General features: G+C 68.3%; 19 protein-coding genes. 13 read left to right on the top strand and 6 right to left on the bottom strand.

Annotated elements, in window-relative coordinates; genetic code table 11:
• Positions 1-14: 14 nt before the first annotated feature.
• From ODI_RS20080 to ODI_RS22595, 11 genes are all read left to right on the top strand, one after another.
• Complete coding sequence (locus tag ODI_RS20080; RefSeq protein ID WP_098020950.1) at positions 15-1,211, top strand: polymorphic toxin type 50 domain-containing protein; 1,197 nt, start codon at positions 15-17, stop codon at positions 1,209-1,211.
• A gap of 2 nt (positions 1,212-1,213) precedes the next feature.
• Positions 1,214-1,528 (top strand): colicin, encoded by a 315-nt coding sequence (locus ODI_RS20075; protein WP_067753995.1) that lies wholly within the window; start codon positions 1,214-1,216, stop codon positions 1,526-1,528.
• Between the two features lie 164 nt (positions 1,529-1,692).
• The gene (locus ODI_RS20070) at positions 1,693-1,929 is read left to right on the top strand and encodes a hypothetical protein (RefSeq protein ID WP_067753997.1); all 237 of its coding nucleotides are present in this window, start codon (positions 1,693-1,695) and stop codon (positions 1,927-1,929) included.
• A 223-nt stretch (positions 1,930-2,152) separates the two neighbouring features.
• On the top strand, positions 2,153-4,492 hold the full coding sequence (locus tag ODI_RS20065) for a type VI secretion system Vgr family protein (protein WP_067753999.1): 2,340 nt from the start codon (positions 2,153-2,155) through the stop codon (positions 4,490-4,492).
• 19 nt (positions 4,493-4,511) lie between these two features.
• Complete coding sequence (locus ODI_RS20060; protein WP_067754001.1) at positions 4,512-5,201, top strand: hypothetical protein; 690 nt, start codon at positions 4,512-4,514, stop codon at positions 5,199-5,201.
• A gap of 15 nt (positions 5,202-5,216) precedes the next feature.
• Positions 5,217-7,826, top strand: coding sequence for a DUF2169 family type VI secretion system accessory protein (locus ODI_RS20055; protein WP_067754003.1), 2,610 nt, complete (start codon positions 5,217-5,219; stop codon positions 7,824-7,826).
• Positions 7,823-8,896 (top strand): pentapeptide repeat-containing protein, encoded by a 1,074-nt coding sequence (locus ODI_RS20050; RefSeq protein ID WP_067754006.1) that lies wholly within the window; start codon positions 7,823-7,825, stop codon positions 8,894-8,896. The genes ODI_RS20055 and ODI_RS20050 overlap by 4 nt, the downstream gene beginning before the upstream one ends.
• 30 nt (positions 8,897-8,926) lie before the next feature.
• Complete coding sequence (locus ODI_RS20045; protein ID WP_082985317.1) at positions 8,927-9,997, top strand: polymorphic toxin type 15 domain-containing protein; 1,071 nt, start codon at positions 8,927-8,929, stop codon at positions 9,995-9,997.
• On the top strand, positions 9,997-10,659 hold the full coding sequence (locus ODI_RS20040; RefSeq protein WP_067754009.1) for a GAD-like domain-containing protein: 663 nt from the start codon (positions 9,997-9,999) through the stop codon (positions 10,657-10,659). Before ODI_RS20045 ends, ODI_RS20040 begins: the two co-directional genes overlap by 1 nt.
• A gap of 20 nt (positions 10,660-10,679) precedes the next feature.
• Positions 10,680-11,375, top strand: a complete 696-nt coding sequence (locus ODI_RS20035; RefSeq protein WP_067754012.1) for a GAD-like domain-containing protein — start codon at positions 10,680-10,682, stop codon at positions 11,373-11,375.
• 38 nt (positions 11,376-11,413) lie between these two features.
• Entirely contained in the window at positions 11,414-12,364 is a 951-nt protein-coding gene (locus tag ODI_RS22595) for a hypothetical protein (protein WP_231968104.1), read from the top strand.
• Positions 12,365-12,446: 82 nt separating this feature from the next.
• On the opposite strand, the gene ODI_RS20020 is transcribed toward ODI_RS22595, so the two are convergent.
• The 6 genes from ODI_RS20020 to tssJ form a co-directional block, all read right to left on the bottom strand.
• Positions 12,447-14,144 carry a protein kinase family protein gene (locus ODI_RS20020; protein ID WP_067754015.1) on the bottom strand — a complete coding sequence of 566 codons (1,698 nt, stop codon included), beginning with the start codon at positions 14,142-14,144 and terminating at the stop codon, positions 12,447-12,449.
• Positions 14,145-14,161: 17 nt separating this feature from the next.
• The gene (tagF, locus tag ODI_RS20015) at positions 14,162-14,893 is read right to left on the bottom strand and encodes a type VI secretion system-associated protein TagF (protein WP_067754018.1); all 732 of its coding nucleotides are present in this window, start codon (positions 14,891-14,893) and stop codon (positions 14,162-14,164) included.
• Entirely contained in the window at positions 14,890-18,504 is a 3,615-nt protein-coding gene (gene tssM / locus ODI_RS20010) for a type VI secretion system membrane subunit TssM (RefSeq protein WP_067754021.1), read from the bottom strand. Before tssM ends, tagF begins: the two co-directional genes overlap by 4 nt.
• Positions 18,501-19,811 carry a DotU family type VI secretion system protein gene (locus tag ODI_RS20005; RefSeq protein ID WP_067754024.1) on the bottom strand — a complete coding sequence of 437 codons (1,311 nt, stop codon included), beginning with the start codon at positions 19,809-19,811 and terminating at the stop codon, positions 18,501-18,503. The genes tssM and ODI_RS20005 overlap by 4 nt, the downstream gene beginning before the upstream one ends.
• Positions 19,812-19,844: 33 nt before the next feature.
• Complete coding sequence (gene tssK, locus ODI_RS20000; protein ID WP_067754027.1) at positions 19,845-21,179, bottom strand: type VI secretion system baseplate subunit TssK; 1,335 nt, start codon at positions 21,177-21,179, stop codon at positions 19,845-19,847.
• A 69-nt stretch (positions 21,180-21,248) separates the two neighbouring features.
• Complete coding sequence (gene tssJ / locus ODI_RS19995; protein WP_082985318.1) at positions 21,249-21,821, bottom strand: type VI secretion system lipoprotein TssJ; 573 nt, start codon at positions 21,819-21,821, stop codon at positions 21,249-21,251.
• A 265-nt stretch (positions 21,822-22,086) separates the two neighbouring features.
• Between tssJ and ODI_RS19990 the strand changes: the two genes are divergently transcribed.
• Both ODI_RS19990 and ODI_RS19985 read left to right on the top strand, forming a co-directional pair.
• The gene (locus ODI_RS19990) at positions 22,087-22,512 is read left to right on the top strand and encodes a TssQ family T6SS-associated lipoprotein (RefSeq protein ID WP_067754030.1); all 426 of its coding nucleotides are present in this window, start codon (positions 22,087-22,089) and stop codon (positions 22,510-22,512) included.
• A gap of 54 nt (positions 22,513-22,566) precedes the next feature.
• Complete coding sequence (locus ODI_RS19985; protein WP_067754033.1) at positions 22,567-23,478, top strand: FHA domain-containing protein; 912 nt, start codon at positions 22,567-22,569, stop codon at positions 23,476-23,478.
• The last annotated feature ends 5 nt before the right edge of the window (positions 23,479-23,483 follow it).

Genomic DNA, 23,483 nt, shown 5'->3' with positions numbered 1-23,483 from the left:
ACGGGAGCCACGCCATGCAAGCCCAATGTTTCGCGCGCGAGGGCAGGGTGCTGGCGCTGGAGTCAGGCGGCGAGCGCCTGCTGCTGGGGCCGCGCGCCTGCTTCGATGCGGTGGCGCCGCAACTGCTGATCCAGGACGAAGCCGCCATGCGCATGGCGTTGGGCGGCTTCCTGCGCGACAGCCACGCCCACGCGCGGCTGGCCAGCTGGGTCGGCACCGTCGAGGGCGGCGGCCTGTTCGACAACTGGCGCTACGGCGCCGACCAGGCGGGTCCGCGGGTGGCCGCGATGGCGCAATCCGGGGCCATCGCGGGCATGATCGTGCCGCTGGCACAGGGCGATGCCCCGACGCCGCCGCCGGCGGCGGACACCGGCATGCCCGCCGGCCCCGTGTCGTCGTGGTCGCTGGAGGCGCGTTTCCGCTATGTGCTGACGCACATGCCCGCCTACTTGAGCGGCGAGGCGCGGCAGGCATTTGCCCAGCTGCTCGAGCCCGCCGCGCTGGCCACGACCGTGGCGGTGCTGGTGGTGTGGGCGGGTTCGCACGCCGTGGGCGTGGGCTTCATCGCCGACGCGGCCTTGCTGGGCATCGGCTTCGCGCTGGTGGGCTGGGCCATCTTCGATGCCATCGGCGCCTTGGCGGATTTCTTTCATCACACCTTGAATGCGCAGAGCACGGAAGACCTGGACAAGGCCGCGCAGTCGCTGGCGCGTTGCGTGACCACGATCGGGGTCGGGGCGCTGGTCGCGCTGCTGACGCGCGGGGCGGGGCGGTTGATGAGTCGGGGTGGGAATGGGGGAGGGGGGCAGCAGTCTGGTGCCAGCCAATCGACTAGCCAGACACCGAGTCAGTCGACCCAGAGCGCGGCCCCGGCGACGCCGCGTACCCAGACGGTGCCGCATGCCTTGGATCAGTTGCCGGAAAACATCCATTCCGGCCAGCAAGGCAAGCACATCCAGGGGCACAACAATTTCACGCCAGGCCGGAGCTTCCTGAACGAGGGGGTCGACCCGCAGGACCTGCTACGGGGTACACGAGCTGGCGAGTTCCCCGTCGTGGGTACGGGCTCGCGCGGACAGCCTGTCCTGGATTTCGGCCGCGACATTGGCGTCGATGGTACCTCCGGCCTGGCGACGCGCTATGGGACAATCCACTCGGGCACACTCGGTGCGCATATCGTTCCGGCAAATCCCACCGTTTATGGAAATTGAGCATGAAGATTCCTGATTGGCTGTTGTTGGCGCTTTGGCGCTCAATGATCGGCGAGGTGTATTCCGACATCCGGGCCGTTGCGGTGTCGCTGTCGGAAGAGCGTCAATTGACGATCCGGTACTACCTGGATCGCGAACCCACCGATTTCGACTGGGAAAGCCTGGAGGTGGTCGCTACGAATCTTTCCGCCCAGATCGGCACGGACAAGATTGCGCACGTGGAACTTGAGTGCGAGTTTTCCGATCTGCCAGTAGGAAAACTCGATTTCATGGATGGTGTGGTTTACAGCCGTCGTGAATACGACATGCCTCAGTAATTGGCGACCGTGAGGAAGACGCTTCACTACTGCAAGTCCTGGTTCCGCGCGAAGATTGAGCGGGAAAGATTTCAGCCTCACATAAGCTCGCCCGCATCCTGCAGGCTTGGCCAGATGTTCCCGACGACTATCTCCTTTTCCTCGCCGAATACGGCGCAGGCAGCGTGGCCGATGACCGCCTGGTGCTCTACAACGGTCTGATCGCGCCGCAGGAAATCTATGGCGACGCCCGTGGCGTCGAGCCCTTGCTTCTGCTGGGCGATGACATGCAGGGATTCTGCATCGCCTACGACACGCGCGACGCCAGCATCGTGGAGATCGACCCCACGAACCGACACGTCGCGCGGCTGGCGGATACCTTCATGGGTTTCATCCGAGCCTACATGCAGGCGCCAGGCTGACGCACCGCCGTTATGCCCGTCCCTCATTCCAGGTTTGGTTACTTCGACGAAACAAGATCCACAAAAAGGTAATCAAACTATTTCCGTCATATTCCCTTCCCACAGCCTGAACAGAATGCATGGACGGGACCGCGACGGGCGCCGCGCACGCGCCTGTCCCGGTCGGAAAGAGGCATGTCGAACGAGAGGTCCATGAGGCCTCGTACACGGAAGGAGTTCGGGGATGAATCGCGTCGTGAGTGCCAGGCTGGCTTCGGGGGAAGACCTGCTGTTTCGCGCCATGCAGGGTCACGAGTCGCTCTCGAGCCTGTTCGAGTTCGATGTGGAGTTGCTCTCGAAATCGGTGTCGCTGGACATGCGCGGCATGCTCGGCCAGTGGTTGACGCTGGACATCGAGCAAAGCGGCGGCGCCAAGCGCCACCTGAACGGCCAGGTCACCCGCGCCACGATGGCCGGCCGCGACGGCTCCACCGAACGCCATTACGTGTATCGCCTGACCGTGCGCCCCTGGCTGTGGTACCTGACCCAGACCTCGGACAGCAAGATATTCCAGCAGAAATCCGTGCCCGACGTGCTGCGCGAGGTGCTGGCGGAGTACCCCTATCCGGTCGAGTACAAGCTGACGGCGTCGTACCGCAACTGGGAATACTGCGTGCAGTACCAAGAAAGCGACTTCGCCTTCGTCAGCCGGCTGATGGAGCACGAAGGCATCTATTACTGGTTCAAGCACGAAGGTGACAAGCACACGCTTGTCATCACCGACGACACCATGCAGCACGATCCGCTGCCGGGCAGCGAGACCATCGCGTATTACGCCCCGGACAATTTCGGTTCGCCGCTGGAAGAGTTCCTGGCCGGCTGGGAGCCGGTGGAGGAAATCACGCCGGGCGGCTTCGCCACGGTGGACTATGACTTCCGCAAGCCCGCCGCCAGCCTGGATGCGCGGCGCGAGAATCCGGGTCCTTACGAAGGCGGGAACCTGGAAGTCTATGAGTGGATGGGCGGCTATACCGAGGCCGACCAGGGCGAGCAGTATTCGCGCGTGAGGCTGGAGGCCCTGCAGGCCCGGCAGGCCCAGGTCTATGGCCACGGCAACGTGCGCGGGCTGGCGCCCGGCTATCTCTTCACGCTGCGTAACCATCCGCGCCAGGCCGAGAACCGGGAATACCTGATCGTTGGTGTGCGCTACCGCATCCAGGAAAGCGGCTACGCCTCGGATGCCAGGCAAGGCCTCTTCGACGTGCAGCTTTCCGCGCTGCCTTCTTCCACGCAATTCCGTGCGCCGCGCCAGACGCCGCTGCCCTACACCCACGGCCCGCAGACCGCGCGCGTGGTGGGCAAGCCGGGCGAGGAAATCTGGACCGACGAATACGGCCGCATCAAGGTGCATTTCCACTGGGATCGCTACGGCCAGCGCAACGAGAACAGCTCGTGCTGGGTGCGGGTCTCCAGTCCCTGGGCCGGCAGCGGCTTCGGCGGCATCCAGCTGCCGCGCGTGGGCGACGAGGTCATCGTGGACTTCATCGGCGGCCAGCCCGACCGCCCCATCGTGGTGGGCCGGGTCTACAACGCCGGCAACATGCCGCCCTGGGAGCTGCCGGGCAACGCCACGCAAAGCGGCTTCCTGAGCCGCACCAAGCAGGGCAATCCGGCCACGGCCAACGCGCTGATGTTCGAAGACCTGGAGGGCAGCGAGCGCATCTGGCTGCACGCCGAGCGCGACATGGTCACCGAGGTCGAGGCCAATGAAAACCACACCACGGATGGCTGGCGCAACACGCTCATCGGCGGTTCCGACACGCTGCGCGTCGAGGGCCTGCGCACCACCACGGTGGTGGGCCACGAGTCCGAATTCTTCGAGGCGGGCGCCGACCGCACGGTGACGGGCGAGGTCAACGAAACCGTCACCGGCAACGAGAACCGCAAGTTCACCGGCGACGTGGTCGAGACGATCACGGGCAACGTCGAGGAAACGATCACCGGCAACCTGACGCAGACGACGACAGGCGATGTCACGCGCACCATCACCGGACCTGTCCTGGACAAGACCACGGGCAACGTGGACGAGACCATCACCGGCAACCTGACGCAGACGACGACAGGCGACGTGACCCGCACCATCACCGGACCCGTGGTCGACACCATTACCGGCGCCGTGGAAACCACCGTCACCGGCGACACCACGGCCACCAATACCGGCACGATCACGCACACCGTGACCGGCCAGTACGACATCCACGCCAACACCGGCATGACCGTCACCACGCCCGCCTGGAAGGTGGTGAACACGGGCACGACCGAGTTCTGGCGCGCCAGCTTCATGGCGGGCACGCCCGCCCGCCTGAACATCGTCGGCGTGTCGGCGGACCTCTGGGGCGCCCGCGCCCAGGGCTACGGCCTGAACCTGCAAGGCGGCGTGGCCAAGCTGGACTTCTTCTACATCACCAACAGCAACGCCAAGGCGCGCATGCAGAACATCGGCGCGCTGATCACCAATACCGCGGCGGCCGTGCATACCGGCGGCGCGAACATCATCAACAAGGTCATCTCCCTTTTCACCTAGATCCGGACAGCGCTGCCCCATGAACCTCGCCGAACCGATGCAAGACGCCTCCCTGCCGCCCCGCGTTGCCACCTGGATCGCACTGGCCGCCAGCCTGCTGGCGGGCGTGGCGATGACGGCGGTGCTGGTTCGCCAGGGGGAATCCGGCGTCCTGCCTTACGTGGCCGTGTGGGTGATCGCGCTGTTCTTCGGCATGCCGGTCAAGCGCGCCTTCCTGCCGGGTCCGGTGGGTGTCATCGCCATCGTGCTGACGCTGGCCGCGGTCGTGGTCGCGGTCTGGTGGACGGCCTCGCTGCTGTCCGATCCGCGCGGCACGCACCTCAGCTACTACCCGCCGATCTGGGCCTGCGTGGTGGGCGTGGCGTTGGCCTGCCTGCTGATCGCGCAGGCTTTCCTGCCCAGCCAGGAAGAACGGCTGGCCGAGCAGCTGGCGAGCTCGCCCGACACGCTGCGCGCGCTGGCGACGGTGACGGCCCTGTCGCGCGGCGGTGTCGTCGAGACATCGGGCGAGCAGCGCACCCTCCTGACGCTGGACCTGCGGTGGCAGGACCGCCACGGCAAGCCGCACGCCACGCGGCTGCGCACGCGTGTGGAAAACCCGCTGCTGCCCGATTTCGCCACCGGCCAGACCGTGCACGTGCTGGTGGACCCCGCCGATACGCGCCGGATCGCGATCGACCGCGAGCATTCGCCCACGGAAGTGCGCTGACGCGGAACCGAGAGCATGAGAATCCTGAAGCCCCTGCGTCTGGGCATGTTGACGCGCCCCTACCAGTATCGCGGCCGCCAGCAACTGGGCGTCTCCGTGTTCGCGTTCGCCACGCTGGATCCGCAACCGGTGCTGCTGCCCGAAGCCGACCTGTGGACCACTGCCGGCGAGGTGCTGGACGAGGACGAGGCGCTGGACATGGCCGTGCCCAAGCCTTGCGCCGAGTTCCTGGTCAGCGGCAAGGCCTGGTCGCACGATGCCCGGCAACCCGAGCGCTGCGCGGTGCTGGTCAGCGTGGCGGGCAAGGAGAAACACCTGCTGGTGACGGGCAAGCGCGCCTGGGTGCAGGGCCGCATGACCGAGCCCGCCGCCGTCGAGGGCGTGCCGGTGAACTGGCGCCATGCCTATGGCGGCCCCGACTTCGCGGAGAACCCGGTGGGCCTGGGCGCCGCGGTGGGCGAAGGCGAATTGCGCTGGGCGCCGCAGGTGGAAGCCTTCGACGATCGCATGACGCATGAGCACGGCGCCTGCCGTCCTGTCGGGCTGGGCGCGATCTCGCCCATCCGGCCGCGCCGCTTCAAGCTCTCCGGCGAGTTCGATCCGGGCTGGCCCGAAAAGGGCTTTCCGGGCTTCCCCGACACGCTGGACCCGCACTTCTTCAATGCGGCCTCGCCCGACCAATGGTTCGCGGGACAGCCCGCGCTGCCGCCGCGCGCGCCTTACCGAATCGGCAACATGCACCCCCGGCGCGTCGTGCTGGAAGGCGAACTGCCCGCCTGGCGTGGCCGCTGCTTCGTCCGCCGGCATGGCGAGGATGCGCTGGAAGAGATTGCGCTGCGCCACACCACGGCCTGGTTCTTCCCTGACCGCGAGCGCGTGCTGCTGATTTTCCAGGGCGCGGCGCCGATTGCCACCGATGACGCCTCGGACCTCGAGGTGATCATGCCTGCGCTGGAGACGCTGGATTGCCCTCGCGAGCTGGCGCATTACCAGCACACGCTGGCGCGGCGCCTGCCGCGCGAAGAAGGCGCGCTCTATGCCCTGCGGGACAAGGATCTCGTGCCGGAATCCGCCATGCGCGAACTGGTCGACATGGACGAGAACTTCTCCACGCCGCTCGTGGTGAACCAGCGCCAGCGCGCCGACAACCTGCGGCGCGACATGATGGACAGGGTGAAGGAAGCCGGCCAGGATCCCGCGCAGTTCGATGTCCAGGAAGACCCCGTGCCGTCGATGCGCAGCCTGGATGACCTGCCCGATTTCTCGCGCCAGATGCGCCGCCGCACCCGCGAGGCGAAGGCGCGGGCCTTGCGCCAACGCCGCGAGGCCGATGCGCGCTTTGCCCAGCACTTTCCGACAGCGCCGGGCGGCGCGGCCTCGGCCAGCCAGGTCGTCACCACGCCGCAACCCGGTGGGCCGCCCCGCATCGCGGACGAGTCCGCGGCGGAAGGTTTCATGGCAATGGCGCAGCGCGCGCAGGCCGCTGGCGCCGACAGCGGCATGACGCCCGAGAAAGTGCAGGCCATGATGCAGGAAGCACGCGAACGCCTGGGACAGGTGTATCTGCGCGGCGCCCATATCCAGAATGCCCCGCTGGCCACGCCGCACAGCCGCGTCGTGCGCATGCGCGGCCGGGTGGAGAGCCTGCTGGCGGGCAGCCGCGACCTGTCGGGCCTGGACCTGACGGGCGTGGACCTGTCGGGGCTGGACATGTCGGGCGCGCGTTGCCGCGGCGTCTGGATGGAGGGCGCCGACCTGCGCGGCGCCTCGCTCGCCGGCGCGGATTTGCGCGAAGCTGTGCTGACCCGTGCGGTCATGATGGAAACCGATTGCCGAGGCGCGGACTTCACCCGCGCCAACCTGGGCCGCCTGGATGCCTTCGATGCCTGTTTCGCGCAGGCGCGTTTCCAGGAAACCACGCTGGACGAGGCCGAGTTCGAGTATTGCGACTTCACCGGCACGCGCATCCAGGATTGCGCGCCCTCGGGCGTGGGCTTCCGGGACTGCGATTTCTCCAAGGCCAGGCTGGAGGCCGTGACGTTCTGGCAGGACGCCTACCTCATCCGTGGCGCGCACGCCGAGGCCGTGCTGCATCGCGTGGTCTGGCTGGATAGCGACCTGGAGGACGCGGATTATTCCCATGCCACGCTGACCGCCTGCGCCTGGGTGCAGAGCAGCTTCGACACGCCACCCGTGTTCAGCCATGCGCGGCTCACCACCTGCTGCGCAGTGGAGACGGACCTGGACGCCGCGCGCTTCGATCACGCGCACCTGAAGGAATGCAACCTGCGCGATATCGCGCTGGACGGCGCCGACTTCACCGGCGCGCGCCTGCAGCGTTGCGATTTTTCGGAGTCGACGCTGCGCGAGGCCATTTTCACGCGGGCCGACGCGCGCGAGTCGATCTTCATGGAAGCGGACCTGCAGGGCGCCGTCCTGCGCGACACCGACCTGATCGATGCCTTGATGCAGAAAAGCGATTTCCGCCATGCCGATCTCAGCGGCGCGAACCTGTTCCGCGCGGATATCTCGCAAGGCCGCCTGGACCACAGCACGCGCACCGACGGTGCCTATGTGAAATTCGCCAAGACGCTGCCGGTGGCGCCTGCCGGAGAGCCCGCATGACGCCCGAGACCCTGCGCGCCCGCATCAAGGGTGGCGAGCCGCTGGTGGAACTGGATCTGCGCGCGTTGCGCCTGCCGCCGGGCGATTACGCAGGCGGCATCTTCATGCGCTGCAATCTGTCGGGCATGGATCTGTCGGGCCTGGACCTGCGCGACAGCCGCTACATCCAGTGCGCGCTGGCGGGCACGCGCTGGGATGGCGCGCAGCTGGACCTGTCCTTGTTCGAAGGCTGCGACCTCTCGCGCGCCAGTGTGCGCGTGGGCGCGGCCGAGGCCATGTCCTGGTCGGACTGCAATGCCACGGGCGCCACGCTGGCGGGCACGGCCTTGGAGAACTGCCATTTCCTGCGCTGCATCCTGGAAGAGACCTCGTTTGCGGAGTGTGCGCTGTCCCAGGGCGGCTTTTCGGAGTGCCGTCTGGCTGGCGTCGACTGGCGCGGCACGCGGCAGAAGGGCACGCTGGTGTTCCGCGCCGACCTGCGTGCCGCAAGGCTGGACGGCATCGACTGGGAAGGCGTGGTCTGTGTCGAGACCGACCTGAGCGGACAGGTGCTGAACGACCTGCGGCTGGAACGTTGCCAGTTCAACGACTGCAAACTGGATGGCGTGGACCTTGCTGGTGCGCGCCTCGGACAAAGCAGCTTCAAGGGCGCGTTGCTGCGCGGCGCCACGTTGACCGGCGCCCAGGCGCCGCGCGGCATGTTCGTCGAGGCCGACCTGGCCGAGTCCGCCTGCCTGGGCCTGAAGGCCCCGCAAAGCCTGTGGGCCGGCGCCAACCTGGATGGCGCCGACCTGTCCGGCGCGGACCTGACGCAAGCCATCCTGCAGCGCTCGCGCTGTGCGCAAGCGGCGTTCGCGCAGGCCGAACTGACCTACGCCGATTTCTCGTACGCCGACCTGACCCGCGCCGACCTGCGCGACGCCCGGTTCTCGCGTACGCAGTTCCATCGCGCCCTGCTGGATGATGCGCGCTGGACGAGCCGCGCGGGCATCCTGGACAACGACGCCCCGCTGATGGATGCCGAGCGCTGGTCGGCGGCGCGTCCCACCGCTGGCCGCGCCAGCCCCTGACAATCCCGAGCCACCAGGAGCCCAGCCCCCATGTTCGCGAATTGCCAGCTGTTTGGCCTGGACCTGGCCTTCCCGGATCTGTGCAAGACGCCGCCGGCGTTCATCCCGATCCCCTATCCCAATTTCGCGTTGGGACCGATGGCCATTCCGAACGCCTGGAACATCCTGCTGATGGGGATGCCGGCGCACAACCTCCTGACCACGATTCCGCTGACGAACGGAGACAACCCCGGCATCGCGCTGGGCCTGTTCTCGCCCTCGGTCATGGGCATGTCGCGCCACATCACCTGCGTGCCGAACGTGCTGTTCAAGTGCATTCCGGCCACGCGGCTGACCAGCATGACGGTGCAGAACCGCGCCAACACGGTTGGCATCCGCATCGTGCCCAGCCAGATCAAGGTGGTGCTGCTGGGCGCGGGCGGCGGCAAGGGCGGCGGCGCGGGCAAGGCGTCTTCCAAGGCGGCCAATGGCGCCAGCAAGGCCGGGCGCGGCGCGAAGAATGGCAGGAATGCGCGGGGCGGGCGCAACGCGAAGCGGGCCAAAGGCAAGGGGAAAAAGCGCGACGTGCCGTGCTTCAATCCGCGGAACAAGAAATTCGCCAAAATGAACCCCGCGCAGCAGAAGGCGTACCTGAAGGATTACGCCAAGCAGTTGCGGCGCCAGCAGGACGAAATCAACAAGATGTCGCCGGGCCAGTTCAAGGCCGCGCGAGACAAGTTCAAGGATGTCGGCAGGAATCCCGCGGCCGAGGCGGCGCAGCAGAACTACCGGACCGAGCGGGCACGCGGCATCCAGTCGAGCATCTTCGACAGCTTGAAGGGCAAGATGGGGGCGAAGGCTGCCAAGGCGGAAGCAAAACGCCGCACCCAGGACATCATGGGAAAGTTGGCGGCACTGCACGAGCCGGACATGATCGCGGGCGGCTGGATGGACCCGAAGCCGAAAGGCCTGGGCAAGGCAAGCGTCAACAGCGCCATCGGCGGAAGCTGGAACGGCAAAGGGCGCGTCAAGGCAATGGACAGGTTGGCGGAGCAGGGACTCAAGAATGGAGAGGCTAAGATGAATGTCCAACTCAAGATATGTCCCCCAGGGAAGAAGTGATGCGTAGCGAAGATTTCGAACTGTTCATCGAAGCGTTCGGGGAGGCGACCAGCCGCCGGCCCGTGCCCGCCGAGTCGCTTGCCGCCTACCGGGGGAAGCTGCCGGATGCGCTGCTGGCGCTTTGGCGGGAAGAGGGCTGGTGCGCGTATGCGGACGGTCTGATCTGGACGGTCGACCCGGCGGATTACGAGGATGTCCTGGAGGAATGGTTGGCGGGCACGCCCTTCGCGGAATTGGATGATTTCCATGTTTTTGCGCGATCGGCCTTTGGCAGTCTGTACCTGTGCGGCGGCAAGACAGGGGCAAGCGTCAGCTTGCTGTGTTCGATCCATGCGATAGACGCCCTGAAGCGGGAACTGAAGCCCAAATCGGCTGAACAGGTGGAGAGTTCGGTGCTGTCGTTCTTTGGCGCGGCCGAGCCTGAGCACTTCGACTTGACGGACGAGCGCGGCGCGCCGTTGTTCAAGCGTGCGCTGAAGGCGCTTGGGCCCCTGACGCACGAAGAAATCTATGGGTTCGAGCCTGCGATTGTGGCGGGGGGCAATCTGCGCCTGGAAAACCTGCGGCGCGTGGCCGACCATCCCCATCTGATGATCCTGCGAGAGCTTTCTCCCCCTGCGATGCCCTTCGACGATCCTGAGCTTGATCGTTTGATGGGGTAGCCTGTCACCGGAGCCCGACCATGCCCCACCCAGATTTCGCCCAGTTCATCGATACCTTCGGCGACGCCACCTCCCGCGCGCCGGTGCCGGAAGACGTGATCGAGCAGTACCAGGGCATCCTGCCCGACTTCCTGCTGGACGTCTGGCGCGAGGAAGGCTGGTGCGCCTATGCCGACGGCCTGGTCTGGACCGTCGATCCGCGCGAGTTCGAGGACATCGTGACGGACTGGGTGGCCGAGTCGGGTTTCGAGGAGATCGACCGTTACCACGCCTTCGCGCGCTCGGCTTTCGGCGATCTGTATGTATATGGCGAGCGCACCGGCGTGAACCTGACCATCGCCTGCTCCACGCATGACCTGCTGGCCGACGTGGACGACCTGGACGAGAAGTCGCCGGAAGCGCGCGAGGAAACGATGGCCGCGTTCTTCGCGTCGGCGGACTACGACCGCTTCGACCTGGAGGACGAGAACGACGAGCCCATGTTCGAGCGCGCGCTGGAGACGCTGGGGCCGCTGGCGGCAGACCAGGTCTATGCCTTCGAGCCCGCCATTGCCCTGGGCGGCGACGTGTTGGTCGAGAGCCTGAACAAGGTGCGCCTGGACGTGTACCTGGCGATCCTGCGGGAAATGGCCGATCCCGATTCGCCGCTGCTCGAGGATGACGAAGACGACGATGATGACGAGGACGAGGAAGACGAGGAATGGCGGGACCGATAAGATGGCGGTCTTGATGACGCCAACGCAAAGGATCCCGCATGTCTGACCCCCGTCCCCTACCGCCCGAGGCAGAGCAATGGCTGGACGCGCATTGCGCGCAAGGCCGCCAGGCCCGGATCCAGGGCGACACGGCCGAGGCCGAGCGCCATTTCCTGGCCGCCTGGGACGCCATTCCCGAGCCCAAGCTGGATCATGAGTACGCCGACAGCCTGTCGGTGGGCCTGACCGAGTTCTATCGCGACATGGGCCGTCCGGCCGACGCCTTGCCCTGGCTGGCCCGCGCGGCCGAAGCCTATGGCGAGGACGAGCCCGGCGTGCGCTTCCTGGCCGGTTCCGTGCATTACGCGGCGGCCGAGTACGACGCGGCCTATGCCGTGTTCGACGAACTGTTCAAGGCTTACCGCCAGCGTCCGTTCCAGGGTGAGCATCCTGGCTACCTGGCGTTCTATCACGCCCGCGCCGAGGCGCTGCGGGAGGGCCGCCAACCAGTGGATCCCCCGTCGCCCGAGCTGTCCGACGACGACCTGCCGGACGACGAGGAGCCCTTGCCGCCCGAATTGCCCGACGATATCTATGAAGAGGTCGAGGCGCTGGCAGAGGAAGGCAATTCGCTGTCCGACGACGGCGATGACGCGGGTGCGGAAGCCGTGTGGCGCCAGGCCCTGGACCTGTTGCCCGAGCCGCGCACGGAATGGGAGGCGCACACCTGGCTGTGCGCGTCCATCGGCGAGGCCTGCTATCTGCAAGGCCGGCATGCCGACGCGAAGGCCATGTTCTTCGACGCGCTGAACGGGCCGGGCGGCGTCGACAATCCCTTTGTCCACTACATGCTGGGCAAGTCGCTGTTCCACGAGGGCGACCTGGAGCGGGCGGCCGACGAGCTGCTGCGCGCCTACATGCTCGACAGCGTCGAGATCTTCGATGGCGATGAAGAGGAAGGCGCCGACATGCTGCAGATCCTGCAGGATCGCGGCCTGGCGGACGAGTAAGGACGCCGCCTGGACGGCGTGTTCCCGATCTGAAAAAGGCGGCCCGGACGGGCCGCCTTCTGCTTTGCCCGCCTGTCGCGTCTTAGAACTTGTGCGTGATGCTGGCGGGTTTGCCGGGCTGCACGGTCAGCCTGGTGTTGTACGGCGGCAGGTCGCCGTTGCGCACGGTGACCGAGTAGGTGCCCGGCGCGAGCTGGATCTGGCGCAGCGGCGGGCTGACGCCGCGGCGGCTGCCGTTGACCACGATCTCGCCCCAGGGCTGGACGTTCACGGTGACGGCCACGCTGGCGACGGGTTCCTCCGGCGGCGCGTCCGTGCCGGCAGCAGGCGCTCCCGCTGTGTCGGAGGAGGTCGGGCCGTCTGTCGTGGCGCCCGCGCCGTTGCTCGCGGTCGGCGTGGGCGTCAGCCCAGGCAGGGGGGAACCGAGTGTCGGCAAGGCGTCCACCGCGCCCGAGGGGGGCGTGCCCGTCGCGGCGTTGGTGTCCGCGGTGCTTGGCGAGTGCTGCGGGTCGGTGGTGCCTGCCGCCGACGCCGCCGCGGAGAGACCCGGGAGGCCGGGCAGGGCGCCTGTCTCGTTGGACGGAGGCGTCGCGGGTGCCGCTGACGTGGCGGAAGGCGCTTCGGATGGCATGGCCGGCGGGGCGGGCGGCGCTTCGGACGGACTTGCCAGGGCTACCGGAGGTGGCGCGGACGGCGCGTCGGCGATGGCCGGTGGGGGCGGCGCCTCTGGCGTTGCGGCAGGTGCGCTCGGCGTGGGATTGCCCGAGGCATCGGCGGTTGCGGTGTCGGGCGTATCGCCCTGCTGCCACCAGAAGAGCAGGCCGGCGGCAATGATCAAGGCCAGCACGGCGGCAACCATGCCCAGCGGCACGCGGCCTTCGTCCTGGCGCACGGGACGCGTGGCGGCGGCGACAGCGGCAGCCGCCGCGGGCGAGGCCTGGGGCGCGGGGTCTTGTCGAGACGAAGGGGGCGGCGGCGCGGGCTCCGCGGTGCTGGGAGCGGCTTGCGGGGCGGCGGGCACGGCGGGCGGAATCTCCGCTCTCGGTACGATGGGCGTAGCCGCCTGCGGAGGGACAGCCTGCGCATCCGGCGATGTTTCCGGTGGCGGTTCCGGGGCCACGGGAGCGGGCATCCACTCGTCCTTCAACGCGGGAATGGGGGCGGGTGCCACGGCAGGCGCTGCAACCACCGGCGCGGGCGCCGCAATGGGCGGCGCCACTGCGGCGCCCGTGCCCAGTCCCGCGGGCGCCATCGGCACCGTCCCCACCTGCCCTGCCGCGGCCAGCAACGCCGTATACCCCGCCAGCGAGGGCGAGCGGCCTTCGGGTGACAGCACCAGGCCCGCATCGATCGTCTTCAGCAGGATCACCGGATAGCCAGGCAGGTCGCGCGCGGCCAGCGGCACGTGCGTGTCTTCGATGACGCGCGTGACGGCATCGGGCGGCAGGGCGCCAGTCACGCGCCGGCACAGCTCGGCGCTCAGGGCATAGACATCCGTCCACGGTCCCACGTTGCCTGCCGGGCCGCCCGCATATTGCTCCAATGCGGCATAGCCGGGGGCGCGCGCGCCGTGCAGGTCCTCGTCGTGTTCGGCGGCAGGGGGCGGCGCCAGCAGCGGCTGGCCCTGCGCGTCCTCGGCCAGCACATGGGCGGACAGCGCGCCGTGATGATGGCCCGCGCGATGCAGCGATTCGAGCTGCGGCAGGATGCCGCGCAGCCAGGCCAGGACCTGGGCGGTGGGTTGCGGGGCGGCGGCGTGGGGTGTGGCGGAGGAGGGCATGACGGAGTCTCCGGCGGTCAGAAGCGGGCGCGGCCCGACGCGACGAAGAGTCGCGCGAACAGCGTGGCGTTGAGCGCGCCGCCGTGCAGATAGGTCTGCAAGGCAGCGCCGTCGACCTGGCTGGTCCACCAATAGCTGGTGTGCGAGCCAGGGTTGAAGCAGGCGGGCAGGTCGGGCCAGCCTTCCGGCCCGGATCGCACCAGCGGGCGCGTCTGCCCGGGGCCTGAATTGAGAATGTCCAAGATGTCCTGGCCGGCCGATGAAGGCGGCGGCTGGGGCGGACCCGGGCGCAGCGCATTCGCGGCGTGGTTGAGGGCCCGGTCCAGCTGTTCCGCGCCGCTGCCGTGGCGCACGGCCGACAGCAAGGCGGTGCTCGCTTCGCGGTAATACGGGCCGGCGCCGTCCAGCACGCTGGATTCGTAGGCGGCCAGCGGCACGCTCCAGACCGCCCACAGCGGATAGAGCCGGCCGACGCGGTCACGGCTGGGTGCGACGGTGCCCAGTTGCACCGCGCCCGCGCCGGGGCCGGCGGGGATGGCGAAATTCCAGAGCGGTGCAGCGGTGAATTCGCGTTGCGCGTCCAGCGGCATCTGCTTCAACGCCGACAGGCCATGCTGCGCCCACTTGTCCCACCAGGCGATCAGTTCGCGGGGCACGCCGCGGTGCACGAAATCGCCGGCGGCCGGAATCTTGCCGTACCAGCCCAGGCGGGCGCCGGCGGGGGGCGTGGCTGCGTCGGCGCCGATCATGAGCGCCCCGGGCACGAGAATCCTTGCATTTCAGGCAAGCCGAAGGGGCTCTTCACGCTGCCCGCCACGATCTCCAGCACGACCTTGCGGCCATTGAAATCGAAGGTGGCCTGCACGGTTTCCGGCGAGGCGCCGTGCTTCAGCGTGGCCTTGTCCAGCATGCGGTTCAGGGCCCAGGGGCCGCTGGTGGCGATGCCCGAGACGCCCGCCGAGGGCGTGAGCTCCATGCGGACCTGGCTGGTGCCGCGCGGGCCTGGCCATTGCACCGTGGTGGCGACCTGCGGGCCGTGGGCATAGCGCACGGCCTGTCCATCGACGTCCATCACGAACTGCGTGATCTCGGCGTCCATCTCGATGGGGCGGATCGACACCCGGTACGAGGGCAGCGGATTGCCGGCCGAGAAGTAGACGTCGCGGATGACGCCGGCGCGCTGGAAGGCATCGAGATAGCCCGAGGCCTGCAGCTGGCTGCCGTCGATGCCGGGCTTGAAGCGCCAGCGCGGCTGCGACACGTCGATCTGGTTGATCAGGTGCTTCTGCAGGAACTCGTCCATCATGCCGTTGGGCGAGAAAAGCCGCGCCACGTCATTGGGCGCGGCATCGCGCGCCGAGCCGGGGGCGAAGGGATAGCGCCCGGCGATGGATTGCCGGCAGAAGAGGCCGATGGTGGCCGACACATTCTCGCCCAGGCGTTCGCGCACCACGCCCGAGACCTCATCGGTGGCATCCACCGACAGCGTGTCCAGCATGGTGCCCAGCGCACGCGGCATGCGGCCGGCTTCGGCACGCAGCTTGGTGACGACTTCGGGATTGGGCGGGGGGCTGGCGCTGCGCAGCGCGGCATCGGCGGCGGTCAGGTAGGTGTAGAGCTCGTTGATGAGGCCCGTGGTGGCCGTGATGGCGGCGGGGCCGCCGCCTTCGGCGGAGACCAGCCTGCGATAGGGTTCGAAGTGCCGGTCGACGATCAACTCGGGCTTCTCGCGTGCGGCATCCTCGCGCATCGCCGCGCCGGGCCGGGTGGAGCCGAACATCTGCTCCAGCGTGTCGCGCGTGTTGCTGACGCGATCGCGCGCCTGGTCGGCCAGCGAATACGCCTCGCTGTTGGCGTCGCGCAGCAGCGTGGTTTCACGCGCCACGTTCTGCACCAGGCGCACCAGCGGGGATTCCGGTGCGGACAAGGTGCGCGCCACCTGGATGCTGTGCAGCAGCGAAGACCCCTTCACCAGGCGCAGGTCGTCCAGGTAGCCCTCCCACTGGGTCACGTAGTCGTTCAGGTACAGCTGCCTGATTTCCGACAGCAGCTGGGCGCGGGCGCGCGTGTCCAGCAACTGGGGCGCGGGCAGGCCCAGCACCCAGGCGTCGTCGCGGCTCAGGTTGTCGGCCACGCCGTCCACGCGCTTGTTGAAGACGTCCCAGTAGCCCTTGTAGCTGAAGAGCCCCGGGATGCCTTGCGTGAGCGGCTTGCCGCTGGCGCGCGTGAAGACCGATGCGGCCTGCGTGCCGCCCAGCGTGGCGACGGTGATCTCGTCCAGGCCTGCGTTGTCGGCCAGGATGCGGCGCACCCGGCTGTAGGCGCGTTGCGCCAGCGGCAGGCTGGCCAGGCGCTCGCGGGCCTCGCGGATCAGCGCCTCGTCGCGCGGGAAGGGCGAGACCAGCACCTTGCCCGTCGCCAGCGCGCGCAGGTGCGCGGACATGTTGTCGTACTGCGCCCGGGTGTAGTCGGCAGGCAGCGTCTTCTGCATGTCGGACAGCAGCCAGGCGTGCATGAACTCGGCGTCGTAGTGATCCGATTCGTACAGCATCAGATAGGCGCGCAAGGCCTCGTACGAGAATTCCAGGTCCTTGGGGTCGGCGCTGCGCAGGGCGGATTCCACCCGGCGCGCGGCCAGCGGCAGCAGGGCCTGGTCCAGCGTGCGGCGGTACACGCCGTCGGCGGCCGCGCCCAGTTTCTCGCCCTGGTACAGGCCGTAGCGATACGACAGCGGGGGCGAGTCCAGCGCGAAGCCGTCGCCTTGGGGCAACTGGCGCAGGCCGTCCAGGTAGGGCATCAGGCCGCGCACCTGGCCGTTGTCGTCCATTTTCACGTCGGCGCCCAGCGCCTGCACGGCGGGCACGCGCTCCTGCACTTGCGCGACATAGGCATCGTTGTTGCGATAGCTGATGGTCCAGGCGGCGATCAGCCCCACCACGGCCAGCCCCAGCACCGTGTAGCCCGCCCAGTGCAGGCGGCGGTAGCGGCGCTCCCAGCGCAGGTTGCGTCCCGCCAGCGCGGCCTCCTTGAAGATGACCTGCTGCAGCAGGTTCTTCAGGAAGAAGCTGCGGCCCGGCTGCTCGCCCGGCACCGAGTAGGCGCTGGGCCCGCTGTCCAGGCGCAGGTAGCGCTTGAGGCGGCCCGTGACCTGGTCGAAGGTCTCGCCGCCCTGCGTGCCGCTGGTGAAGTAGACGCCGCGCGGCAGCAGGCGCGCCTCGAAGCGGGAGGCCGCGAAGACGTCGCTCAGGAAGTGCGACAGCACGCCCTGCAGGCCGGCGAACTGCTGCGGCAGCATGTAGGCCAGCGCGCGCTGCGCGGCGTCGGGTTCCGCTGCCAGCACGTCGGGCAGCGCCTCGTCCAGGCGGCGTTGCAGCAAGCGGTATTCCGCGTGGAAGGCGGTGTACAGGTCGAAGTCCGGGTCCTGCGAGCGCGCGTAGGGCAGCGTGAAGCCCCAGACCTGGGACAGGTCTTCGCGGCTGAACGAGGCGAAGTATTCCTCGAAGCCGGAAAGCAGGTCGATCTTGGTGACCAGCACATAGATGGGGAACTGGATGCCCAGCTGGGTGCGCAGTTCCTGCAGCCGCTGGCGCAGCACGGCGGCGTGCTGCACGCGTTCGCTGTCCGAGGCCGACAGCAGGTCGGCCAGGCTGATGGTGAGGATGGCGCCGTTGATGGGCTGGCGGCCGCGGAAACGGCTCAACAATCCCAGGAAGCCCTGCCATTCCTTTTCGTCGCCGGTGGGGTCGCTTTCATGGGTGGTGTAGCGGCCCGCGGTGTCCAGCAGCACGGCTTCGTCGGTGAACCACCAGTCGCAGTTGCGCGTGCCGCCCACGCCGCGCAGCGCGGTCTTGCCGTAGCGGTCGGCCAGCGGGAAGTTCAGGCCCGAGTTCACCAGGGCCGTGGTCTTGCCCGAGCCCGGCGCGCCGATGAAGACGTACCAGGGCAACTGGTACAGGTGCTGGCGGGAGAAACGCGACCAGGGCCAGCGGCCTTGCTGGCCGCCGCCAAAGCGCATCTCGCGCAGGCGGCCGATGGCCTCGTCGAAGCGCTCGGTCAGTTCGCGCACCTCGTCGCTCTGCGGCTCGGCTTCGGTTTTCTTCTTCTCGGTGGAGCGCCGCAGCTGCCCCAGCAACTGGGCATTCAGGCGGCCTTCGCGCCACTTGCGCCAGATGAGGCGCAGCAGCCAGATGCCGAAGATGAGGCCGATGAGCGCGATGCGCGACAGTTCGCTTTCCAGCGGACGGTAGGCGCCGAAGGCCATCAGCGGCCCGGCGATCCAGATGAGCAGCGCCAGCGCGACCAGGCCCAGGAAATTCCACAGGCCACGGCTCAGCAGCAGCCGGAACAGGTCGTGAATCATGGTTGGCGAACCCCTTGTTGGGCGGGATTGCGACGCGTGGTCGCGGCGTCCTGCGCGGTGATGAGCAACGTGATCTCGACGCGGCGATTGCGCGCTCGATTGGCGGGACTGTCATTGGGCGCGACGGGGTCGGCGTCGCCGCGGCCTTCGGCGCGCACCCGGTTGGGCACCTTCAGGCGCTGCTCCAGCATCGTCTTGACCGCGTCGGCGCGTTCCTGCGACAGGTGCCAGTTGGAGGGGAAGCGCGGCGTGCGGATGGGCACGTTGTCGGAATAGCCGCTGACCAGGATGTTGCCCTCGGTGCCGTTCAGGGCGTCGGCGATGCGCGCCAGCACCGGGTAGTAGCGTTCCTTCACCGTGGACGAACCCGAGTCGAAGAGGCCATCGCCGCGCAGCACGACGACGCTGCGGTCGGCTTCGTCGCGCACGGTCACCAGGTCTTCGCGGATCTCGGGGGCCAGGAAGCCTGCCAGTCGCGGCATGGGCGCGGGCTTGGGCGGCGGCGGGGGCGCCGCGCGCAGCACGGGCGGTTCCAGTCCATTGACCGCGGCAAAGGCCGCATCGGAATCGCCGCCCAGGCGCCAGTTCAGGAAGGAGTAGGCGATGAGCGCCAGCAGCACGCCGATGGCCGCGAAGGCCCACAGGGGCACGGGCGGGCGGCGCACTTCCGCCAGCGTGGGCGCGTCCTGCCAATGGGGCGACAGGTCGCGCGGATATTCGCCGCGCGCGCTGCGCAGGATGTGCAGCAGGCGCTGGCGCAGCGTCTCCAGCTGCGTGCGGCCGTTGTCCACGACGCGGTAGCGGCCTTCGAAGCCCAGCACCAGGCAGAAGTACAGCAGCTCCAGCAGGTCCAGGTGTTGCGAGGGATTCTGCGATAGGCGGGCCAGCAGCTGGAAGAACTTCTCGCCGCCCCAGGTCTCGTTGTGGAAGGTCACCAGCAGGCTGTGGCTGGACCACACGCCCGCGCCCCAGGGCGTCAGCGCGGCAGCCTCGTCCAGCGCCGTGCACAGGCAGTAGCGCGCGCCCAGGATGGTCTCGTTGGGCAGGCCTGCCTGCTGCGCGCGCAGCTCGAACTGGCGGATCTCGTCGACCAGATGCTCGCGCAGCATGGCCGGCGAGGGATGGCTTTGCGTGGCGCGGATCTGGGGAATCAGGTCCAGCACCGGGTTGGCGGCCGCCACCAGCGGATTGCTGCCGCTGATGACGTACTCATCGGGACGGGGGCGCGCCGTGTCGGCGCCCGCCCCGGGGAACTGGGCCGGATACAGGCCGGCGGGGCCGGTCGCGGAAGGGTCTGAACCGTACATGCCTACTCCTCGGAATCTGCCTTGGGCCGCGCGTCAGTCGCGGATCGCCCAGAAGGCCATGTCCAGGCCGGGGAATTCGCCCGCGATGTGCAGCGCCAGCGCGCCGCTCTGCTCCAACTGGCGCCAGAATTCGCTGCCCTTGTCCAGCTCGAAGTACACGTGGCCGGCGCTGTAGGGGATCTGGCGCGGCACCACGGGCAGGGCGCGCACCGGAATGCCGGGCAGTTGCAGGTGCACGAGGTCGCGGATGCGTTCGACGGGGCCGATCTTGACCTGCGCGGGGAAGTGCGCGCGCAGCGCCTCGCTGGCCATCTCGGCGTGCACCGCCAGCACGAAGCCGGCCTGGCGCAGCAGTTCGCGGTCGTTGATCTGGGCCACGCTGACGCCGCGGCCGCGGTCTTGCAGCGGGATCTGGAAGGCGTTCTGTTCCAGCACCGCCGACAGCGAGCGGCGCAGCATCTGCATCAGCGGCTGGAAGGTGGCGCGCAGGTCGTCGTGCTGATAGCGCGGCAGGCCCTCGGGGCGCCTTGCGGTTTCGGTATAGGTGGCCAGGTCGCAGGCCAGCATGAGCCAGTCGTGGAACAGCCGTTCCGGATGCAGACCCTGGATCTGGCCCGTGTGCCACAGCGCGCCGGCGTAGCGGTTCACCAGCGTCAGCAGCATGAAGTCGGCCACCTCGGCGACGCCGCCGCGCCCGGGCTGGGCCAGGCGGGCCGCCAGCGTCTGGCCGCGCGCTTCCAGCAGCCCCGCCAGTTCGTTGGCGTAGCCGGCCAATACCGGGTGATGGCCGCTGCTGAGCCAGGGCGGAATGTAGGACTCGTCCAGCATCACGCGCTTGTCGTTGCGGCGCTCCAGCACGTGCGCCACGCCCAGCGTCAGCCATTCGTCGCCGGCGTCGCGCGCGAGCATCAGGCGCAGATGAGGGCGGCCCACCTGCAGCAATGCGGGTTCCAGGCCGCCTTCGGTGCTGTCGTCCACCTCGGTTTCGGTGACGGCGTGGCGCGCCAGCGTTTCCTCGACGTTCTCGAAGACGGCTTCCTCCACGCCGTTGCGGCGGCGTGGCGTGGCCAGCACGACCAGCTCGTCGCGCGCGTCGTCCGGGACCTCCAGCGCCAGGGGCGCGAGATCCGCGTGGCCGATTTCAAACGGCGTGCCGTCGGGGAAGAGCCCCTGCCCGCCCGTCAGTGCCAGCTTGCCCAGCGCCAGCGCGTCGCGGTCGATCGCCAGTTCCGTGCAGCCCCAGAAAAAGGCCTGCAGGGGCAGGGTGCGCAATTGCAGGTTGCGGTCCAGGTAGCGCTCCTGCTGCTGAAAATGCTGGGGCCGGAGGAACATGCCCTCCGACCAGATCACCTTGAGGTTCGATGCCATGCCGATCCTGCTCGATTAATGACGACGGCAGGGCCCGCGAGGCGGGTCCTGCCGGCAGTCAGAGGGAACTTAAAAAGGCCACCAGGACCGCTCGCGGTCCGTCACCCGGATATCCTGCTTTCCCACGCCGATGTGGATCGTTTCGGGGTTGGGAGAGAACTGCCAGATCTTGTAGATGTTCGTGTTCTGGGGCACGGGCAGCGGCGCGACGAGGCGCCATTGGCTGCGCTCGAGGTCGCGGAAGGCCGCGACGATGCCGACGACGCGGGCGTTGACGTCGCCTTGGCGGCGGATGGTGTGGGATTCGCCGGGCCGCAGGATCACCTGCTCGGCCTGGATCAGTTCCTCGCCCAGGGCCTGGCGCGCGTCGCCGTGCAGCGTGAAGAAGTCGCTTTCCTCGAAGGTGCGCGAGGTCTTCATTTCATAGACGGTGATCTGCACGGGCGAGGGCCGGCCGTGGACGTCGGGGTTCACATCCTTGTCGGCGGTGAGTGCGATTTCATAGGGTGAGGCCATCTTGCCGGCCGTCGAGGCACAGCCCGATGCCAGCAATACGCCCGCAAGCAGGGCCAGGCCCGCGCGTGCCAGGGCAAACGTGCGCCACGTGGCGCCCTGCGTGATCCTCTCTGTCTTCGACCTCATGCCGACCGGGCCTCCCTTGGGATGTTCTCCTCATGAAGGCCGTATCACAAAATAGAAACAAGACAGTCTTGTTAAACCCGTGTGACGTTACTTTTTTTACGGTGTCGATACATCCGAAACAGTCGGAGAGTCTTTACCGTGGCGGTTTGCTACCGAAGTGTCATAATCGCCCCCTACTCTCGTAGCAAGCCGACGGGCAAGGCAGGCATGCGTCCTGGCGCCCCGCAGGCATCCCCACAACCCACCCCTTTTGGATCACCTCGCCATGAGCATGAGACATCACGCCGCATTGCTTCTGAGCCTTATGGTGCTGGCTGGTTGCGCAACGAACGCGAACAGCCCTGGCGCCTCCCTGCCCGCGCAAGACAGCCCGCAAGCCCAACAGGCCTTGCAGCAACTGCGCGACGACTACAACCAGGGGCGTTATGGCGCCGTGATCCGCAGCGTGGCGCTGGATGGCCGCCTGCACGACGAGGCCTCGCTGGCCACGCGCACCGAAGCCTACAAGCTCCAGGCCTTCAGCTACTGCGTGCAGGACTACAAGCAGCTGTGCGAGGAAAGCTTCACGCGCATCCTGCAGCTGCAGGCCGACTACGACCTGTCTCCGGCCGAGAAGGGCCATCCCCAATGGGGCCCGGTCTTCACCTCGGTGCAATCCCGCTACCAGAACCAGACGCAAGCCACGCGCTGATCCCTCCCGGCGGGACCGCCGAGGCGCTCCCGCCCATTGCAACAAGGAGCCGCCATGTATCTCGGTCCCGCCCATCCTCCCGCTTGCGGCGCGCATGCGCTGATCCCGGCACGGTTCGATGCCCCTGGCGGCACCATCGGCCGCGTGGCGGGCAACCATCTCGTCCTGCCTGATCCGTCCGGCGCCATCGGCCGCCTGCAGGCTGTCGTGCGCATGCGCGGCGCGGAGTGCCGGCTGGTCAACCTGGGCGGACCGGCGCCCGTCACGGTGAACGGCCGTTCGCTGGCGCAGGGCGAAGAGGCTGCCATCGCCGCGGGCGACCGGGTGGGCGTGGGCGGCTATGTGCTGGCGGTCGATGCGGCCGCCGGCAGCGTGGCGGAGGGGCACGCCCAGGAAGCCGGCGGCGTGGTGCCGCCGCAGGCGGCAGCGCCGGCCGTGGCGGCATGGACGGGCGGCGTGGCGGCCGCCGGTGCGTTGGAGCAGCCTGTGGCAACCCCGCCCGACGCGCCCGTGCCGGCCGCCGCATCCGTGGCGGATCTGCCGCCTGCGCAGCCCGAACCCGGGCCGGTCGATATCTTCGCCGACCTGATGGGCCCCGGCACCTTGCCGGTGGGCAGCGCCCCCGACATCTCCTGCCATCCCTTCGACATGGCCTCGGCCGCGCCGCGCAATACGCCAGACCCCTTGTCATTGCTGCCGGGCGAGCCCGTGCGCCACATGCCGGGCGAGGATCCCCTGTCCTTCTTCGACCAAGTGGACGCGGCCCACGCGCCCAGCATCTTCAGCGATCGTACGCCCACCTCCATGACCTCGGGCGTACCGGCCACGGTGCGCGGCGATCAGCCCATCGCCGACATGCTGTCCGGCGACCGTGAGCGCAACGCGCGCAGCACGGCTGATCACGTCACGCAGATGAGCGGCTACATGCGGCCGACCAACGTGCGCCGCGACGAGTCGGGCGGATAGGGGTA

The sequence above is a fragment of the Orrella dioscoreae genome (assembly GCF_900089455.2).
GTDB classification, from domain to species: domain Bacteria; phylum Pseudomonadota; class Gammaproteobacteria; order Burkholderiales; family Burkholderiaceae_B; genus Orrella; species Orrella dioscoreae.
The sequence above is the reverse complement of the archived record's forward strand: the minus strand, read 5'-3'. Positions and strand labels throughout refer to the sequence as shown.